This is a genomic window from Dryocola mayonis (genome assembly GCF_051307045.1).
Taxonomy (GTDB): Bacteria; Pseudomonadota; Gammaproteobacteria; order Enterobacterales; family Enterobacteriaceae; genus Dryocola.
Window position 1 is genome coordinate 2779438 of sequence record NZ_CP150452.1, and the last position, 19568, is coordinate 2799005.

Genomic DNA, 19568 nt, shown 5'->3' on the forward strand with positions numbered 1-19568 from the left:
TCAGGAGTTTGTTATCTTGAGTGCCTTACGTAAAATAAACGGACAAACAATCAAGAAAGCATATTCCGGGCTAAAAATCGAACCGGTAAAAAACAGCGACACCGGTGTGAAAAGCCATAATTGCACGCGGAAATTTTCATTATTTCCAAACGCCGTGCGCATCATTTTAAAGACTTTCCACATGTACCAGATGGTCAGTAACACTGCGAACCAGGAAAAATAAATAATCAGCAGATACAGACCATTGTCCACTGTTTTACCGACGTCCGCACCGTTAAAGATTCCGAATGATGCGACATATTCATATAAAGAACCGAAACGTACGACGCCATCAATATGCGTCAGGGAATATCCCACCATGGCCAGCGGGCCAATAATACGATAATAGGATGATGACCCTTCGGTGCCTAAATCGCCTAAACGCGTGGCGATATAAGGGAAGGCGAATATCAACCCTACTAAAAATACTGATAAAGAAATAATCGCCAGCGGCAACTTCTTCTTTATGGCACTTTTATTAAGGTACTGGAACGCCCATTCAAGAAGGTAAAACAGGATGAAGGTCATCACCCCTGAGAACGATCCTGACAGGATAATCCCTAAAAGAATCATACCATCAGTTTTCGGCGTTTTGATACCAAACTGTTTGATGCTGAGCCAAATTGAGATTAACGCCAGAGCGAAAAACGCCGGTTCAAAATAAAGTGCCGTGGTTCTTCTTCCGCCAAAGCTAATAAAGTTCAGTACATAGCTATTACTGTAAATAAGAAACTTCGAAATTTTCTCAATCAGGCTGCTGCCGCCGCTAAGAATAATCTGGGCCATTTCCGCAGCCGCCAGCGTCACAATAATGCCGACGACGAGGTAAAATAACCGCAGTATTTTCCGGTGATTTCGGCTTGAAATAGTCTTAAAGCGGCAGCTCCAGGTCATGGCCAGAATCAGCACGATGTAAACAAACAGCAGCGTTGAGGTAACGTACTTGCTGGCGTCCAGCGACTGGCCGAAGATGTAGTTAAAAGCGGTTAAACCGGCGCCGATACCCAGCGCAATCATCAGCTTTTTAACGCTAATGCGTTCTATATATAAAAAGAGGATGGCGGGTAAGAAGGTCACTATCGTTACCGGAAAGCTTTCGCCGAGCGAGGCAAGCTTAACGTTGACCACCAGATAGATGAACGGTAACAGCAGATAGCTACAGATTCTGATAGAACGAGACATACTCCTCCAGCATCTGTTGTCCACTGTACGAGCGGCGGCTGGTGTTTTTAAAGCTCGGCAGATCCATGCCAAACACCTGCTGCGCCAGCTCCGCTTTAGGCAGCTTCACCAGTTCGAGCACCTGAGATTCGCTGAACGTTTTGCCGCCCACCTTGCGCAGCACTTCGTCTGCGGCTTCGCTTTGCGTGGCGATCACCGGCACGCCGATGGATAACGCTTCGCACAAAATCAGCGGGTAGTTATCGACCCGCGAGCTGAACACCAGGGAGTCCATCTCGTTAAGCTCGCTCATCAGCGCTTTTTTGTCGGTCATATAGCCGTGGTTTACGACGTTCGGCCCGTTAAAAGGCGAAAACTTACCGAAAGTATGCACTTCGATATCGTCGCCCAGCGCCATCATCGCCTGAATCAGCCGCTGGTTCGTTTTGCCGTCGTAGCGCAGATCGTGCGCCACCACCGCCACCCTGGGTTTTTCATGGCTTGCCTGGGTTAAAGGCAGCTCGGCAAGAATGGCCTCGGTCGCCACATCAATGCCGTTATTGATGATTTTGCAGCGCCCCGCCCCGTAAATCTGGTTAAAGGCGTCGGCTACGTGCTGGCTGGGTGAGATAAACTGGCAGCCCAGCGCGAGCATTTCGCGGAACAGCTGGCGTTTGGTATCCACTAAAAGATGGGCGCGGTCGACCTTAACCGGCGGGTAGTTGTTCAGCGTCGGGCATTTTGCGCAGCCGGTTTTCCAGCCTTCGCAGCCGTCGAGAAAAGCGCAGCGCCCGGTAATGCTCCAGTGGTCGTGCAGCGTCCAGACGAAGGTCACATCCGGCTTGTGGGATTTGACGCGCTGGCAAAAGGTCACCATCTCTTCAAGGTTCAGCCAGTAGCTGTGCACCACGTGAAAATGCAGCACCACCGGGCCCGCTTGCGCGGGTGACTTTGCGATAGAGTTTATTCAGGTTGCCGAACGGGTCGCGGTTGAAGAAGCGAAACAGGAGGATGTTGGCAATCGACGTCAGCCGCGGCGTATGTTTTTCTACGTTGGCAAACTTGTCATGGCTTGCGCTTTTCCTGCCGCCCTTGCCGTAACCGTAAATAAAACGCGAAGAGAGTCCGGCTTCGCGAGCGCGCTGGTGCAGGTCAAGCGCGACGCCTGCCGCGCCGCCTTCAGCAAGGCGCACGTTAAATTGCATAATATTCATTTGATTACCTTAACTCGCGCTTTCTCACCCACCACCAGAGCGTTGTCCGGCACGCTGTCCAGCACCACGCTGCCCGCGCCTACGGTGACGTTATTGCCCACGGTGATATCGCCAATGAGGATGACGTTGGCGCCCAGCTCGACGCCGTTGCCGATGGTCGGGCAGGCGAGGCTTTGTCCGCGGTTGCCGATGGTGACGCCGTGACGGATAGTGAAATCGTCGCCGGCGACCACGAACTTGTTGATCACGACGGCGTAACCGTGATGAATGGTAAAACGTCGCCCGATGGTCGCCGCGGCCTGGATTTCATAGCCGAAAAGGCATTCGGTCACAAAGCGGTAAAGCAGCAGCACCGGCGCCGCCCAGATATTGTTAAGGACGTTTTTCTTGCGCCACACCGAGCAGAAATGGGCAATGCGGTAGGCCATCACCATGCAGCACGGACGAAGGCTCCAGGAGTTTGCGCGTAAATCTTCCAGCACGATTATTTCCCCCGCAGCCCGTCGGCCAGGCGTTTGGTATTACGCACGGTCAACAGCGCCATCAGCGTACGTAAAGACATGCGCTTGTTGCGGATCTGGTAGAGCGTAAACAGCTGATACTTTTTGCTGGCGCGGTCGAATTTATCTTTGTGCTTCTGGTAGAAATGGAAGTAGCCCGCGAACTTTTTGGTCGATTTGGTGATCTGCATTTCACCGTGGTTGATATGCAGGATCTGCGTGGCCTCTTCCACTTTCCACGGCTGGCCGTACTCCACCACCATGCGCAGGAAAATGTCGTAGTCCTGAGCCGCCGCCAGCTGCGTATCGAACAGGCAGGTTTTAAAGCGGTCGGCGTAGGTAAACACCTGGTTGCCGATGATATTGCGCTTATAAAACAGCTTCAGGGAATACGGCGACTTCGGGTACAAAGGCAGGCTGGTCGGCTGCGAATAGACCTGGCCTTCGCAAACGTAGTCGTTGGCGTACAAAAACGCGTGCGTCACCAGCTGATGCTTGTACTCCAGGAAGACGGACAGACGGTTCGGCGTCCATTCATCGTCGTCATCAATACCGGTGATAAACTCCCCCGTCGCCTGGCTAATCGCCTGGTTGCGCACCGCGCAGGCGCCGGAGTTGTAGTCGTTACGGGTATAACGCACCCGCGCATCGCCCAGCTCTTCGACAAAACGCTGAAGCTGTTCATAAGAAGAAGAGCAGTCGTCAACAATGATCATTTCCCAGTTTTCAAAATCCTGGCGCAGCACGGATTTAATGGCGCGGATGGCCAGCTGCTGACGGTTCCAGGTCGGCATATAAACAGAAATCAGCGGGCGCGATGTAGTGGTATTCATAACACTCCCCAAAAAAGTCTCGTTGATGAGAAAAGTGCAACTTTCGCGGCGGCGGGCAAGCGGTGCGCCAGCCGCCATTTAGCGCAGGGTTATTTAGCGTCAGATTTATATTCGTACTCGTAATAGCCGTAATCGTCATAGCCCGCCGCGCGACGGAAGATGGAGTTCAGGATCACGCCGCGAACCTGAATGCCGTTCTGCTCGAAGCGGCTGAGGCTGGTTTCCACTTCTTTGAGCGTGTTCACCGCGTAGCGCGCAACCATAAGCGTGGTGCCTGCGTGGCGGCCGACGATGGCGGCATCGGTCACGGCAAGGATTGGCGGGGTATCAATCAGCACCAGGTCATAGTGCGCGCTTGCCCATTTCACCAGTTCGCCAAAGCGTTCGCTCATCAGCAGTTCGGAAGGGTTCGGCGGCACCTGGCCGCGCGGCACGAGATCGAAATTCGGCACCGAGGTTTTCTGCGCGCAGCGCGTGATATCGCCCTGCCCGGCCAGCACGTCGGAAAGCCCGTTGACGTTGGTGGTGCCCAACAGCTCGTGGGTATAGCCTTTGCGCATATCGCAGTCGATCAGCAGCACGCGCTTGTTGGTCTGGCTAATGACCGCGGCCAGGTTGGCGCAGACAAAGGTCTTGCCGATTGACGGGCTTACCCCGGTCAGCATCAGCACGTTGTTGGACGCCTGCATCATGGCGAAGTGCAGGCTGGTGCGCAGGCTACGAATGGCTTCAATCGCCAGGTCCGTAGGGTTCCCTACCGCCAGCAGCTGGCTTTGTTTATTGCGCTTCGCCCCTTTAACGTTGCGCACGGTGGCGTTGTCGCGGGATTTTTGCCATTCGGACAGCGGAATGCTGGCATAAACGTTAAGGCCGGCATCCTCCAGCACCGCCGGGCTTTCAATGCCGCGGTTGAACAGCGAGCGCAGCAGCACGCCGACGATCGACAGAATCAGGCCGAGGATAATAGCTCCCAGCACGATCAGCGCCTTTTGCGGCTTCACAATGCCAGGCTGAGCGATCGCCGAGTCAACGATGCGCACGTCGCCCACGGTGCTGGCCTCGGTGATTTTCAGCTCCTGCTGTTTATTCAGCAGCTGCATGTAAACCTGCTGGCCGGACTCCACGTCGCGGGTCAGGCGTACGATCTCCTGCTGGGTTTTCGGCATCGCGGTCACGCGGCCGTTCAGGCGGGCTTTTTCATCTTCCAGCGTCTTACGCTTTTCCAGCAGCGTACGGTAAGCCGGGTGAGCCTTGGTATAAAGCTTGGAGATTTCGGCCTCTTTAAAGGTCAGCTCGTTGAGCTGGGAATCAATATTGACCATGGTGTCGAGGACGGATTTCGCCTCCAGCGACAGATCCACCGAGTCCTGCTGCTGGCGATAGGCGTTCAGCTTGTTTTCCGCCGCATCCAGGCGGCTGCGCACTTCCGGCAGCTGTTCGGCGAGGAACTTAAGGCTCTTCGCCGCCTCTTCCGACTTACGCTGAACGTTCTGTTCCAGGTAATTACGCGTGATGCTGTCGAGGATGGCGCGAATCCGATCTTTATCTTCACCGGTATAAGACAGGCTAAGCACGCCGGTATCTTTACCGTTTTCAGCCACGGTCAGGTTGCCCTGCAGCTGGTTAATCATGCCGAGCGTGGAGTATTTGGTGACGGTAAAAGTATCGCCGACCTGCGCTTTAATGCTGTCCACCGTCATGGTGACGCCGTCTTTGCTCAGCTGCTGGCCGACCTGCCCTTTGGCGCTAAAGCCGCTGTCGCTGGTCAGCTGATACCGGGTCGGGCTTAGCACCTCTACGGTAAAGGTGTCTTTTCCCGCGCCCGCAGGCAGGTTGAAGTCGGTGACCTTCACCGTGTCATTCTGGCGTCCGTGGAGGCGGTCCCAGCCGGCGCCAAACAGCCAGAAGCTGTTTTTGACCACGGCGATATCGAGGTTGAGATCGTCAACGGTTTTCCCCAGCACCAGGCGGGACTGAATCAGCTGCATCTCAGCGGCCGAGGCCGGCGGCTTGTTGGAAAGCGCCGAGCTGATGTCGTTAACCAGCGAGTTGCCGGCGTTCTGTTCGATTTGCACCAGCGCGTCGGCTTTATAGATTGGCGTGGCGAACAGGACGTAAACCACCGCCAGCAGCGCAAATACCGCCGTGATGCCAAGCACCCACCAGCGGGCCTCAAGCACGGTGCCAAACAGGCGGCCGATATCGATTTCGTCATTGCCCTCGGTGGAGGCGCCCGAACGATGTACTTTGTCAGTCATTGTTATCCCTGATGAGCATTGAGTGCGTTAGCCCACTTTTGGGCGGAAAGGTCGAGAAGGTCGAAGACCGCTTCGAAAGCGTCGCGACTTTTACGGTAGGGATCGGGAATTTCCCGCTCCGCATCCCAGTGACCAAAGAGCATCACCTTGCCGCGCATCTCTGGCGCCATTTCGCAGATAGCGGAAATATGGCGTTTTTCCATCGTGAGAATCAGATCGTAATCGCGGCACATCCGGCCTGAGATCTGCTGAGCGCAATGGCCTGCAAGCGAAAGGTTGTGCTCCTGCGCCACGCGAACGGCGTTGGCATCGGCTCCCTTCCCCACTAACGCCCCCAACCCCGCCGAATTAACGGTGAGCGTGGGATGGTAGGATTTAAGCAGGCGTTCGCCGGTCGGCGATCGGCAAATGTTCCCCACGCACACCACAAGAATTTTGTTAAACATAGCGCGTTACCATGTATGGATATCTTTGGCCGTATCCGTCATATAACGAACACCGCTGATGGTTGGCAGCAGCTGGTTGATCAGGCGGTTCCAACGCGTTACCGGCGCGGTTGTCACGTACACCACGTCATAAGGCTGCAGCTGGAATTCGGTGCCCATCACCAGCGAGGTCGCATCGGACATATCAAGCTGGTAGATGTTGGCGATTTTGCCGCCCTGCTGCCCTTTCAACGGACGAATAACGAAGATGCCGCTGGCGTTAGAGGCGGTCATATCCAGGCCTTCCGCCTGGCCGAGCGCCTCGGTGAGCGTCATGCCGCTGAAGTCCATTTTGAGCGTGGTTTGTTTCTTCACTTCGCCCATCACGAACACTTTCAGGTCGTCGTTGCGCGGCACGAACAGGATGTCGCCCGGATAGAGCAGATGGTTCTGGCTCAGATCGCCGTTTTGCATCAGCGCCTGCAGCGAAATACGTTTCTCCTGGCCGTTGTGGGTCAGCACCACGTTGCGCCAGTCGGCCATATCCGTCAGCCCGCCCGCGGCGTTGATGGCGTCGAGAATGGTTAGCGGCACGTTGGTGATCGGCTGCTGGCCGGACTTGTTCACCTGGCCTGAGACATAGGCTTTCTGGGAGCGGAAGGCGGCGATATTAACGTCCACCTGCGGGTCAGCAATGTACTGCGCAAGGCGGCCGGTAATATCACTACGGATCTCGGCAAGGGTTTTGCCGGTCACTTTTACTTTGCCCACATAGGGATAGAACATGGTGCCGTCTGACTGTACCCAGTTACCGGCATCGCTTGAGCTGCGATACTGGCCGGCAGGGGTGGTCAGCTCGGGGTGGTCCCAGACGGTGACGTTCAGCACGTCTCCCGGCCCGACGCGATATTGATACGCGGAAATTTCCTGATCCAAAGACATATTTGGCTGGGCCACGGCCGGACGCACACGTAATTGCTCAACCAGCCGCGGCGTTAACGGATAAACGTTAACCATACGGTCAAGGTCGAAATCTGCATCCTGCTGCTTGATAACATCTTTTCCCATCGTAGACATATTGCTACCGGGAAGTACTGTGCAACCGCTCATCAGGGTCACTGACACCAATAAAGGCATCAATTTAAGTTTGTATTTTATCATTGAGTATTTATCACTATGGCAGAGTAATTATCCTGAGCGAATAAAATAAGCGGCCAATTATCAAATGGACGCAGCAGAAAATTGAACATACTGGCGGTCATAAATAATTGGTATCAGTCCTAAAAGTTGCTTATTTATAGAGATCCTATTGACAGAATAATTGAGGCTTAAACTCTTGCCTTCGGGCATGCTACCGCCCTTGGCTTACAGTCACCAACCTACTGAAACGAAAGCAGATAATAAGAGGACACCGATCCTAAGATAAATCTGTATCTATTTATCCATAAGGCAGAGTTACGTGTAATGAAGCGCTAAAGTGCCACACCAACTAATTAAAAAATACATCCATTGCCAGACACTGATATCGATTGTTACAGCTAACCCAGACGCAGGCAAGGCGCCTGACGGGCATACAGATACTTTTAAGAATAATATTAACGCCACAAAAGCCGCGCTTTAGGAATTTCTTTATATTGACAAAAAATTAATTCAGAGTAATAGCGAAAATATAAACAGATATATCTCATATATATACTGTCATAATAAATACATATCACTGACTTATTTCGTGGGTTTTTTAATTATTTACCCTGGTTACTTAATGGATATGTGGCAAATAAAGGGCCCGGCATGGATACTGGATAAGATTAATCTCAGGGAGCCGTTGCAATTTAGCGGAGGATTACCCATCATTTCATTGTGACATTTAACCCTCTGTATTCTTAAACGCTACACCACCGAAAAAAGGTACATAAAGCCATATGGAATGGATTGCCGATCCATCAATCTGGGCCGGACTGGTTACGCTGGTTGTTATCGAGCTGGTGCTGGGCATTGATAATCTGGTGTTTATCGCCATCCTCGCCGAAAAACTTCCGCCCGCGCAACGCGACCGCGCCCGCGTCACCGGACTTGTTCTTGCCATGCTTATGCGCCTGCTTCTGCTGGCGTCTATCTCCTGGCTGGTTACGCTGACCGCCCCGCTGTTTAATATTGCAGGTTTTGGCTTTAGCGCCCGCGACTTAATCATGCTCCTGGGCGGGTTATTCCTGCTTTTCAAAGCCACGGTAGAGCTCAACGAGCGGCTTGAAGGGAAAGACGGCGAAACGCAGACCCAAAAGCGCGGCGCGCGCTTTTGGCCCGTCGTCGCGCAGATTGTCATTCTTGATGCGGTATTTTCTCTTGATTCGGTAATTACCGCCGTCGGGATGGTGGACCAGCTGGCCGTCATGATGGCCGCGGTCATTATCGCCATCAGCCTGATGCTGCTTGCCAGCAAGGCCCTGACGCGCTTTGTGAACAGCCATCCGACGATAGTGATTCTGTGCCTGAGCTTCCTGCTGATGATCGGCTTTAGCCTGGTGGCGGACGGGTTTGGCTACCATATTCCAAAAGGTTACCTGTACGCCGCCATTGGCTTCTCGGTAATGATTGAGTCGCTAAACCAGCTGGCGATTTTCAACCGCCGCCGTTTCCTGTCGGCAAACCAGTCATTGCGCCAGCGCACCGCCGAAGCCGTTTTACGCCTGCTGAACGGTAAGAAAGAGGAGGCGGAGCTGGACGCGCAAACCTCCTCGCTGATCGCCGACCATGACCGGCAGGACGAAATTTTTAATCCGCAGGAACGCCTGATGATTGAACGCGTGCTGCACCTCAACCAGCGTACCGTCAGCAGCATTATGACGTCGCGCCATGACGTGGAGCAGGTGAAGCTGACGGAGCCTGAGGAGCGCATACGCGAAATCCTCGATAAAAATCAGCACACCCGCATCGTGATAACCGACGACAGCGACGAAGTGCTGGGCGTGGTGCATATTATCGATTTGCTTGCGCAATCGCTGCGGGGTGAACCGCTCAATCTTGAAACGCTCATCCGCCAGCCGCTCGTCTTCCCTGAAACGCTGCCGCTGCTGCAGGCGCTGGAGCAGTTCCGCAACGCGCGCACGCACTTCGCCTTTATCGTCGATGAGTTTGGCTCGGTGGAAGGGGTGGTGACGCTAAGCGACGTCATGGAAACGATTGCCGGCAACCTGCCGAATGAAGTCGAAGAGATTGACGCCCGCCACGATATTCAGAAAAACCCGGACGGCAGCTGGACGGCAAACGGTCATATGCCGCTGGAGGATTTAGTGCAGTACATACCGCTGCCGCTGGATGACAAACGCACCTACCACACCATTGCCGGCCTGCTGATGGAATATCTGCAGCGCATTCCCGCCGCCGGGGAAGCCGTTAAGGTGGGTAACTACCAGCTGAAAACGTTACAGGTTGAGAGCCATCGCGTGCAGAAGGTGCAGATTTTGCCGCTGGCCAGGGAAGATGACGAGATGGATTTCGAGGTTTAGGAGGGGTTGCGTCGGGCGGCGCTAACGCTTACCCGTCCCGTGTTTTAAGCAGTATTTACAGCTGATTGCAGGGTGGACAGACAAGCGTCTGCCACCGCTGCATGACTTACAGTTTATCCAGCAGCTGCTTAACGTCTTTCGCCCGGCTGCTGTCTTTATTGCGATCCGCCCATTCCTGCAGACGACGCTTCGCCTCATCCTGCAGATGTTTACGCAGCACCTGGTCCACCTGCAGGCTGTAGTTGAGCTTATCCCACGGGCCATAAACCCGCAGCGGGATCGGCGTGTCTTTTAGCATGGCGACAAGCTTGTTGTCTCCTTCCCAACCGCCGGTCACCGTCACATCAAAGCGGGTATCGCAGACCTCTTTTACCAGATCCATCGTGCCTTCGCCCGTCAGCGCTAACAACGAAGAGCTGCCGTTCATATTCTTCAGGCCAAGCTGCCCGTTATCCAGCGTGGCCGCGGCGCTAAAGCTATCGAGCACGGTCACGTTATCGTAGCTTTGCTGCGCCTTCACCTCGTTATTGCTGCGCTCAACGGCCTGCTGAATCAGCTGCTGGAAGTTCATGCCCTGCAGGCGTGAGTTGGCCATGGTAATACTCGCCTTCCCCTGCCATGAACGACGGAACGCCTCGGCGTTCAGCCTGTCGCCGTTGAACTCGCCCTGCATTGAAAACTCGCCGGATAAGGCAATAGGATAATCAAACGCGGTAAGTATCGGGCCGATTTCAATAGCGTTAACCTGCGGATGGAAATTCAGCTGCGGCGCTTCATTGCGCGCGTCGAGCTCGCCCGGTAAGGACATATTCCCTTTGCCAAACTGCCCCGCCAGCTCGGTAATTTTAAGCAGGCCGTAGTCATTGCTGATGGCGGAATGAACGTCCTTAAACTCAAGGCCGCGCCAGCGCACGCTTTTCGCAGCGATGGCAACCTGCGCGCTAAAGCCGCGCAGCGCGCGATAGGAGGTCTCTTCGGCGCCCGCGGCAATCACCGGACGCGGCAACGTAGTTTGCTGCTGGCCGAGCTGGTTCACCGTAGCGTTGGTTGCCGCCGACGCCGCCACCAGCTTGTCCAGGTTGAGATTGTTCGCATTCAGGTTAGCCACCCACTGCGGCTTGTCGCCCAGCACAACGCTCGCCGTCCCCTGCAGATCGCTGTCATTGGCGGTAAGCTGCAGCTTGCCCAGCTCAAGTTTTTTCTCCGCGTCCGTCCAGCTCGCCTGTAACGTTCCGCCGCCGGCGATGCCCGACTTGGGTAAATCCGCGCCCTGCAGCCGGTAGCTAAGCTGGGAAACCGTTGCGTTCAGCTTCTGTGGAAAAGCGCTGGCGTCCAAATCGGCAACCAGCGACAGGTTCAGGTCGCGCTGGTCGCGGTTGATGCGGCTGCTGAACTCCACGTGGGCCTGCTTTTTATCATCCTGCTCCATCTGCAGGTTGATATTACGCACGGTGACCTGTTCGTCATCGTCATGCTGGAAAACCAGCACGCTGTCGGCGACTTTGAGCCTGGCGATATCAAAAGACCAGCCTAGATCGGTCTCCGGAACGGGAGGATTGTTGCCCGCCGGGCCGACCGGCGCGTCTTTGGGTTTGCGTTCTTCGCTAAGCGGGGTGAGCTGAATGACCGCGCCTTTAAGCATCACCTGGCGAACCTGAAGCTGATGCGAAAGCAAAGGCACCAGCGCCACGTCAAGGCGCATATTATCTGAACTGATAAGAGGCTGGGCCGCGCCGGGAGCCGTAAGAGACATGCGGCCGGATAAAATGCTGAGCTGCGGCCAGACATGCCAGCGTAAAGGCCCGTCCAGGGTGAGCTGGTAACCGCTGCGTTGCTCCACCTGGCGCACCATATAAGCGCGAAAATCGTTGGGGTTGACCAACAGGACCAACGCAGAAAGGCCAGCCACCAGCACGACCAGCAAAATCATCAGCGTGGTTAATAATCGTCTCATAGCTTCCTCTTCGGGGGCGTCACTCAGTCTTTATCAATACGACTGGCTACCGCACCTTGCTGATCGCGATACTTGGCGTCCTGGCGGCGGTTATAAGGGCGCGCGGCGGGACCAGAAAGAGGTTCAAAACTCAGCGCACCGATCATCATGCCGGGGCGTAAGGCCAGCGGCAGCTTACCGGAATTATAGAATTCAAGCACAATGCAGCCGTGCCAGCCCGGATCGATACGATGCGCGGTAACGTGAACCATTAAGCCCAGGCGGGCCCAGCGAGGAACGGCCGTCCAGCCAGCCCACCAGATCGTCAGGGATGGTAACCGACTCAAGCGTAACCGCCAGCGCCAGCTCGCCCGGATGCAGGAAGAACGCGTCGCCCTCGGCAAGGACGATTTCGTCGCTCATCACGCGCTCTAAGGCTTCGGTAACCTCGTCTTTCGGGCCGCTAAGATCGATAAACGGCGCAGTATGACCACTGAAGGTACGGAATTTATTCCCCAGGCGTACATCGACGGTCGCGCCGTTAATACGCTCGACCGGCGGGCGCGGAGTAATAGTTAAACGCCCGTCGTCAAGCCAGGCTTCAATATCACGGTCACACAAACGCATCGCAGATTCTCCTTATCAAGCTCGTTATGTTTAAACTGCCACACCGGGCTACAGATATCCACGGAACGACAGCTAATTACAGGGAATTCATCGTATTTTGCGAGCGTGTCCGGAACTCATTCCGGCTACACGCCCGCAGCGGGCGCTATCAGGCGGTGAGATTATTCAAAGAATTGGCTAATTTTAGCTTTGAGAATGTCGATAGCAATGCGGTTTTTGCCGCCGCGCGGCACGATGATGTCGGCGTACTGTTTTGACGGTTCAATAAACTGCAGGAACATTGGGCGAACGGTCTTTTGATACTGTGCCATCACCGAATCCATTGAGCGGCCGCGCTCGTTAACATCGCGCTTCATGCGGCGCATCAGGCAGATATCCAGCGGGGTATCGACAAAAATAGAGAAGTTCATCTCTTCACGCAGCCGGGCATCCGTCAGTAACAAAATCCCTTCCAGAATAATGACTTTTTTCGGTACCAGGTGAACCGTATTGGCGGTGCGGGTATGTTCCACATAGCTGTAGACCGGCAGCTCGATGGCTTTGCCGGATTTGAGCATCTGCAGATGCTGGAACAAAAGGTTGTGGTCCATCGCGCTGGGATGGTCATAATTTGTTTTAACACGTTCTTCCATCGACAGATGGCTTTGATCTTTGTAGTAGCTATCTTCTGGAATAACACCAATGTGTTCGTCACCGACCTGCTCGCGCAATTCGCGATACAGTGTACTGGCTATGAGACTTTTCCCTGAAGCCGATGCGCCGGCTATCCCGATGATGACGCATTGATGAGACTTGTCAGTCATGTTGTTAACGAGCCTTGTTGACTTAATGATAAGGAAGGGAGACGCAAGCTGCGTCAAACGCGGCAATTATAGGGATAACCGGCGAGTGATACCAGAGTAATGGTTATCTGCGGGAGTTTTTGCGCGCACAACAAACAGGCGACGCTGAAGAATGAGAAAATGAATCGTTTTTTGCCGCACAGGGCATAAAAGAAAATATGCGGCAAGCGACCACGCTTTTTATAACGCCTTGATGTTAAATTATGAGCGCACGCCATAGGAATTGTAAATTGTTTGTACTAGCATGAAGCGAAACTATCCTAATTTTTGCATCCGGGCATGTACCTGGCGGCATTGCCTTAACGGATTTCGCGGGAATGACCAAAAAGAATATACACAAGCAGGACAGGACGCCTTACGGGCTGCTCCTGCTGGGTCTGGGATTACTGAGCTTTGTTTTTACTTTTTACTCACTCAAATTAACCCTCTCCGGCACCATATTCGCCCCGGTATGGTTCCCCACCTCGGTGATGACGGCCGCGTTTTTCCGCAATCCGTCGCGTCTGTGGCCGCTGATTGCCGCTATTTGCTCAACGGGCGGGCTGGCCGCCACGGCGGTGTTGCACTCTTTAAATGAAATTAATCTTGTTTACACCGCCATCAATATTGTCGAAGCGTTAATATCCGCAACGCTTATGCGCCGCTTTTTGTCCACGCAAAATCCTTTGCAAAACCTCAACAGCTGGGTTCGGCTGGCCCTTTGCAGCGCCGTCGTCCCGCCCGTGGTGGGTGGCCTGCTCGCCGTCTGGCTGGCCGGCCCTGAAGGCGGCGGCGCGGCAAGAGCGTTCTTCGTCTGGGTGCTTTCCGAAACCATCGGCGCTCTGGCGCTGCTCCCGGCAGGTTTATTGATTAAACCCCACTATTTTTTGCGCCACCGGGAACCGAAACTGCTGCTCGAAACGGTGAGCACCTTCGTTACCACCCTGGTGCTGAGCTATCTGGCGCTGCGTTTCCTGCCCTGGCCTTTCACCTTTATTATTATTTTCCTGATGTGGAGCGCAATCCGTCTGCCGCGCCTCGAGGCATTCTGCATTTTCCTTGTCACGCTGATGGTCATTTCTTTCATGATGGCCACCAACAGCATCTCAATGATGATGCCCAACCCATTGGTGCGCGATAATGTCCAGTGGCTGCCTTTCCTGCTGATTCTGCTGCCGGCCAACGTTATGACCATGGTGATGTATGCGTTTCGCGAGGAGCGCAAACACATCACCGAGAGCGAGGCGCGTTTTCGTAACGCCATGGAGTACTCCGCTATCGGCATGGCGCTGGTATCCATCGAGGGCCACTGGATTCAGGTAAATAAATCCCTGAGCAATTTCCTCGGCTACACGGCGGAGCAGCTGCGCGCGCTCACCTTCCAGCAAATCACCTATCCGGAAGACCTGCACGCCGATCTCCACCAGCTTGAGATGCTGCTTGCGGGCGATATCAATAGCTATTCCATGGAAAAGCGCTACTACACCAGCCAGGGAGACGTGGTGTGGGCGCTGCTTGCGGTTTCCGTGGTGCGCAATACCGACAGGTCCCCGCTTTATTTAATAGCCCAGATTGAAGACATCAACGATCTCAAGCACACCGAATGGATCAATAAACGGCTGATGGAACGCATTACGCTTGCAAACGAAGCCGGCGGCATCGGCATCTGGGAGTGGGATCTGACAAGCGATGTGATCAGCTGGGACAAACGCATGTTCGATCTCTACGAGCTGCCGCCACACGTTAAGCCCACCTATAAACTCTGGTCAGACTGCATCCTCACCGAGGATTTGCCGCAGGCTGAAAAAATCGTGCGCGAATCGCTGCGCGCGCGCATGCCTTTTAAACTGGAATACCGCATTAAAGTCAAAAACGGTATTCGTCACATTCGCTCTCTTGCCAACCGGGTGCTGAATAAAAACGGCGACGTCGAACGCCTACTCGGCATCAACATGGATATGACCGAGGTCAAGCAGCTTAACGAAGCGCTGTATCAGGAAAAAGAGCGCCTGCACATCACGCTGGACTCCATCGGCGAAGCGGTGATTTGTACCGATGTCGATATGAACGTCACCTTTATGAACCCGGTGGCGGAAAAACTCAGCGGCTGGCCGCAGGATAACGCCATTGGACAGCATATCCTTGCGATTTTACGCATTACCTTTGGCGATACCGGGCCCGCGCTGGAAAACATCCACAGCGGCGACTTTTCGCGCATGGCCATCGAGCAGGATGTGGTGCTGCACTGCCGTAACGGCGGCAGCTTTGATATTCACTACAGCATTACGCCGCTGACCACCCTCGACGGCCAGAGCATCGGTTCGGTGCTGGTTATTCAGGACGTCACCGAGTCGCGTAAAATGCTTAAGCAGCTAAGCTACAGCGCCTCCCACGACAGCCTGACGCATCTGGCCAACCGCGTAAGCTTTGAAAATGAACTCAAACGTCTGCTGCAAAGCGCCGGAGAACATCGTCAGCGTCATGCGCTGGTGTTTATCGATCTCGACAGGTTCAAAGCGGTGAACGATACCGCCGGCCCACGCCGCCGGCGACGCGCTGCTGCGCGAGCTCTCTTCGCTGATGCTGAGCATGCTGCGCACCGGAGATTTCCTTGCGAGGCTCGGCGGCGATGAGTTCGGCCTGCTGCTGCCGGATTGCTCAATAGATAACGCCCGCTATATTTCCGAGCGCATTATCAACAGCATCAACGACTATCACTTCGTTTGGGAAGGCCAGCTGTATCGCATCGGCGCCAGCGCCGGGATCACCCAGATTAACGCCGACAATAAAGTGGCCTCGGAGGTCGTATCCCAGGCGGATATCGCCTGCTATACCTCGAAGAACAGCGGTCGGGGGCGCGTCACCGCTTTTGAAGCGCAGCAGCACTACCTGCAAAAAAACCGCAGCTTACCGGATACAGATGAACAAAGGCGCATCATCAATGAAAACCCGATGCTGATGCTTGCGCTGGCCGTCGCGCCGCCGCGGGTGCCTGAGTCCGCCAGCTTCTACCTGCTGTCGCTCAAGTTCTGGAACAGCGAAGGAGAAATGGTGGAAGAGCACACCTTCCGCAGCGGGCTGGTTGAAAGCGAGCTGCAGCAGGCGCTCGATCGCCGGGTGTTCAGCGAATTCTTCCGCGAGTTTGCGGCGCAGATAGCGCAAAAAGGCTTCGGCATCGCTCTTGCGCTCTCTCCGGCCGGGCTTGCAAGCCGCGGCTTCGTCGACGAACTGCTTGCCATGCTGGATAGCAGCCCGCTTCCGGCGCGTCTGCTGCATCTGCAAATCAGGGCGGAATCCTTACTGGCCGAAGACGAAGAGGCCTATAAAAATCTGCAGCGCCTGCGCGACCGGGGCTGCCAGATGATTCTGACCCACTCGGGCCGGGAGCTGGATATTTTTGAAAAAATCAGCCGTCAGATCTTCAGCTATATCATTATCGATAATGAGCTTATCCAGAACGTGCATTGCAACCTGATGGACGAAATGATGGTGACCATAATACACGGCCACGCGCAGCGCCTGATGCTGCAAACCATAGGGGGCCCGGCGGATTTGCCGATGGCGATGGACACCCTTTCCGGCATCGGAATAAATTTAATTTATGGTGAAACCATCAGCCCGCCGCAGCCGCTGACCCTGCTGCTGCATACCAGCTATTTCGCGATTAATTAACGGATAGCCACATAATCGTGTGCTGGAGCTACATAAAAAAACGGCGTTGTTTACAACGCCGTTTTTAAATTGCTTCTCAGAATTTATGCTTCGCGAGCTTTAATCCACATAACGTCGCAAATCTCATCGGTTGGCTGGAAACCGGTGGGCGCCTTAAGGAGCATTTCTCTGATTCGCTCTTGATCAAAGCGGCTGCACGCGATATTTAATTCATCCAGGTATCCGGCAAGCTCCGACCAGGGAAGCATAACTTCGTTGGCAGTCATAATACGCGGGTGCTGGGTAACCGAAACGCTTTCACCAATCAATAGCTCCTCAAAGAGTTTTTCGCCCGGCCGCAGGCCGGTCGTTTTGATTTCAATGTCTCCGTCAACATTAGATTCGTCACGAATAGTCAGCCCGCTGAGCGTCACCATTCGGTGTGCCAGGTCTATTATTTTCACGGGTTCGCCCATATCCAGCACAAACACATCCCCGCCATTGCCCATCGCCCCTGCCTGGATAACCAATTGGGCAGCTTCAGGTATCGTCATAAAGTAACGGATGATATCCGGATGCGTCAGCGTTATCGGACCTCCCGCATCAATTTGCTTTTCAAATAAAGGCACAACAGATCCGGAAGAGCCAAGCACATTCCCAAAACGAACCATGCTGAATCTGGTCCCTGAATGCTGGGCGGACAGCGCTTGTAAAACAAGCTCTGCCATACGCTTTGTCGCCCCCATTGTGTTTGTAGGGCGTACGGCCTTATCTGTTGAAATTAAAACAAAATTAGGCACCTGACAATTAATTGCAGCCTGAGCGCAAGCTAAGGTTCCGAACACATTATTGCGCACGCCATCAGCCACATTATATTCAACTAACGGGACGTGCTTATAGGCTGCGGCATGGTAAATTGTTTTTACATGGAAGCTTTTCAGCACTCGTTCGATATGCTCCTGATTCTGAACGTTCCCCAGAACCGGATAGAGCTCAATTGCGAGTTGATGATCTGCAATATAGGCTGCAAGTTCACGTTCAATTGCATACAAAGAGAACTCGGACATTTCATAAAGAACTAAAGCTTGTGGCGCATTCCGCAGGATTTGGCGACATAGTTCGGAACCAATAGATCCGCCAGCGCCTGTTACCATGACAACTTTTGCACGAATATTTTTCGCTATCAGTTCGGGTACAGGATCGACAGGATCTCGGCCAAGCAGATCGGTAATAGAAACTTTTTGCAAACTATCTATTCTGGCTTTACCTTCAACAAGATCAACCATGCCGGGAATTGATAAGACTTCACAAGGCAAACCTTCAAGCATCTGGATAACTTCATTTTTGCGTGCACGGCTGGCGCTCGGCATGGCAAGAAGGATTTTTTTTACCTCGTACTTTTCGACCAGCCATGACAATTTTTCAGGTGGATACACCGTCACACCGTGCATAACACTCCCTTGCAGCTGTGGATTGTCATCAACAAAAGCGACGGGGTAATATTCAGCGGCCTGGCTTAACGCTGGCAGCAGTTGGCGGCCTGACGCACCTGCGCCATATATAATTACTTTGGTACCTAATCGAAGGCCTCGGTTGATAATCATTCTTAGCGCAAGACGGGATCCCGCAACCATTAACAAACCAAAGGAGAAATAGATAAAAGGAATAGTACGCGGCAAATACAAATTAGTATAAAACGCTACAACAATCAGCAGAATTGCCGAGGCCACCATGCCCACACTTACAGCAACCAGGACTTTAGCTGTGATGTAACGTATAACGGCTCGATACAATCCCAATTTAACAAAAAAAGCAAGTGTAATCAGTACAATGAAAGATATCAGTCCCCAATGCGGCAGGCTGGTCAGCGGGGTCATAGAGTCTATACGTACCCAAAATGCAAACCAGAAAGCGCACAGCAAAAGAACAATATCAATAACCAGGGAAATAAGTCTTTTTAAAGGTCTGGGTAAGCTCAGTAAAAACGTCAGCATATTTTTAACCAATTTATAGCGAGCATCATGCTCTTGATTTCAAAGTTGATCCAGGAATGTAGGTATTATAGGGCTCCGCAAAAGCCCTAAAGCCTCCGCTTGAACCAGCCTGTACAAAAGCGCCTTGACCAATATGGCATTCGCCCGCCAGTTGTACGCCTACACCCAGATGAGCGAAATCCTCTATCATCCCGTCATGATCCACGGTTGCGTTACAATTGACTATCGCTCCGTCTCCAATACGGGCTGCCGGACCAATAACCACACCAGCAAATATCACGCACCCTCTTCCGAGCTGCGCTGAAGGGCTTACCCATGCGGCGGGATGAACCAGCGTTGCGAGTTCAAAACCTTCCGCTACAAGGCGTTGATGCAAAATCTTCCTTACGCTGTTGTTACCAATACCAACAACGGCGTGGGTAAAAATCTTATGGTCTTTAAGGCTGTCTATACGGCCGATTATTTTTGCGTTGCGGCATGTTTCTCCTTGCCAGGAGTCATCCAGAAAAGCAATTTGAGCATACTGATCTAGCTGAATAGCCAGTTCGGCAATGCAACGACCATGGCCGCCAGCGCCTAAAATTAACAGGCTTTTATTCATGCTTA

At 53.6% G+C, this 19568-nt stretch carries 11 protein-coding genes and 3 pseudogenes; 2 read left to right on the forward strand and 12 right to left on the reverse strand.

The window, feature by feature from the left end; translation table 11 throughout:
- The 7 genes and pseudogenes from wcaD to WLO32_RS13525 form a co-directional block, all read right to left on the reverse strand.
- Positions 1–1221, reverse strand: coding sequence for a colanic acid polymerase WcaD (gene wcaD / locus WLO32_RS13495; protein ID WP_435945582.1), 1221 nt, complete (start codon positions 1219–1221; stop codon positions 1–3).
- Positions 1196–2414, reverse strand: a pseudogene (wcaC, locus tag WLO32_RS13500) (colanic acid biosynthesis glycosyltransferase WcaC). Before wcaC ends, wcaD begins: the two are co-directional and overlap by 26 nt.
- A complete protein-coding gene (gene wcaB, locus WLO32_RS13505; RefSeq protein WP_435945583.1) occupies positions 2411–2896 on the reverse strand; it encodes a colanic acid biosynthesis acetyltransferase WcaB in 486 nt (161 codons plus the stop codon). The pseudogene wcaC and the gene wcaB overlap by 4 nt, the downstream one beginning before the upstream one ends.
- Positions 2897–2898: 2 nt before the next feature.
- Positions 2899–3747 carry a colanic acid biosynthesis glycosyltransferase WcaA gene (gene wcaA / locus WLO32_RS13510; protein ID WP_435945584.1) on the reverse strand — a complete coding sequence of 283 codons (849 nt, stop codon included), beginning with the start codon at positions 3745–3747 and terminating at the stop codon, positions 2899–2901.
- Between the two features lie 89 nt (positions 3748–3836).
- The gene (gene wzc / locus WLO32_RS13515; RefSeq protein WP_435945585.1) at positions 3837–6005 is read right to left on the reverse strand and encodes a tyrosine-protein kinase Wzc; all 2169 of its coding nucleotides are present in this window, start codon (positions 6003–6005) and stop codon (positions 3837–3839) included.
- A gap of 2 nt (positions 6006–6007) precedes the next feature.
- The gene (gene wzb, locus WLO32_RS13520; RefSeq protein WP_435945586.1) at positions 6008–6451 is read right to left on the reverse strand and encodes a low molecular weight protein-tyrosine-phosphatase Wzb; all 444 of its coding nucleotides are present in this window, start codon (positions 6449–6451) and stop codon (positions 6008–6010) included.
- A 6-nt stretch (positions 6452–6457) separates the two neighbouring features.
- Complete coding sequence (locus WLO32_RS13525; RefSeq protein ID WP_435945587.1) at positions 6458–7591, reverse strand: polysaccharide export protein; 1134 nt, start codon at positions 7589–7591, stop codon at positions 6458–6460.
- A gap of 761 nt (positions 7592–8352) precedes the next feature.
- On the opposite strand from WLO32_RS13525, the gene WLO32_RS13530 reads away from it, so the two are divergent.
- A complete protein-coding gene (locus WLO32_RS13530) occupies positions 8353–9936 on the forward strand; it encodes a TerC family protein (RefSeq protein WP_435945588.1) in 1584 nt (527 codons plus the stop codon).
- A 106-nt stretch (positions 9937–10042) separates the two neighbouring features.
- On the opposite strand, the gene asmA is transcribed toward WLO32_RS13530, so the two are convergent.
- The 3 genes and pseudogenes from asmA to udk all read right to left on the reverse strand — a co-directional run bounded on the left by asmA (position 10043) and on the right by udk (position 13299).
- Positions 10043–11890 carry an outer membrane assembly protein AsmA gene (gene asmA / locus WLO32_RS13535; RefSeq protein WP_435945589.1) on the reverse strand — a complete coding sequence of 616 codons (1848 nt, stop codon included), beginning with the start codon at positions 11888–11890 and terminating at the stop codon, positions 10043–10045.
- A 23-nt stretch (positions 11891–11913) separates the two neighbouring features.
- A pseudogene (gene dcd, locus WLO32_RS13540) lies at positions 11914–12496 on the reverse strand (dCTP deaminase).
- Positions 12497–12657: 161 nt separating this feature from the next.
- On the reverse strand, positions 12658–13299 hold the full coding sequence (udk, locus tag WLO32_RS13545) for a uridine kinase (protein WP_121265785.1): 642 nt from the start codon (positions 13297–13299) through the stop codon (positions 12658–12660).
- A gap of 356 nt (positions 13300–13655) precedes the next feature.
- Here udk and WLO32_RS13550 point away from each other — a divergent pair.
- A pseudogene (locus WLO32_RS13550) lies at positions 13656–16989 on the forward strand (diguanylate cyclase).
- A gap of 83 nt (positions 16990–17072) precedes the next feature.
- On the opposite strand, the gene WLO32_RS13555 reads toward WLO32_RS13550, so the two are convergent.
- Both WLO32_RS13555 and WLO32_RS13560 read right to left on the reverse strand, forming a co-directional pair.
- Positions 17073–18962 carry a polysaccharide biosynthesis protein gene (locus WLO32_RS13555; RefSeq protein ID WP_435945590.1) on the reverse strand — a complete coding sequence of 630 codons (1890 nt, stop codon included), beginning with the start codon at positions 18960–18962 and terminating at the stop codon, positions 17073–17075.
- Positions 18963–18987: 25 nt separating this feature from the next.
- Positions 18988–19563, reverse strand: a complete 576-nt coding sequence (locus WLO32_RS13560) for an acetyltransferase (protein WP_435945591.1) — start codon at positions 19561–19563, stop codon at positions 18988–18990.
- Between the last annotated feature and the right edge of the window lie 5 nt (positions 19564–19568).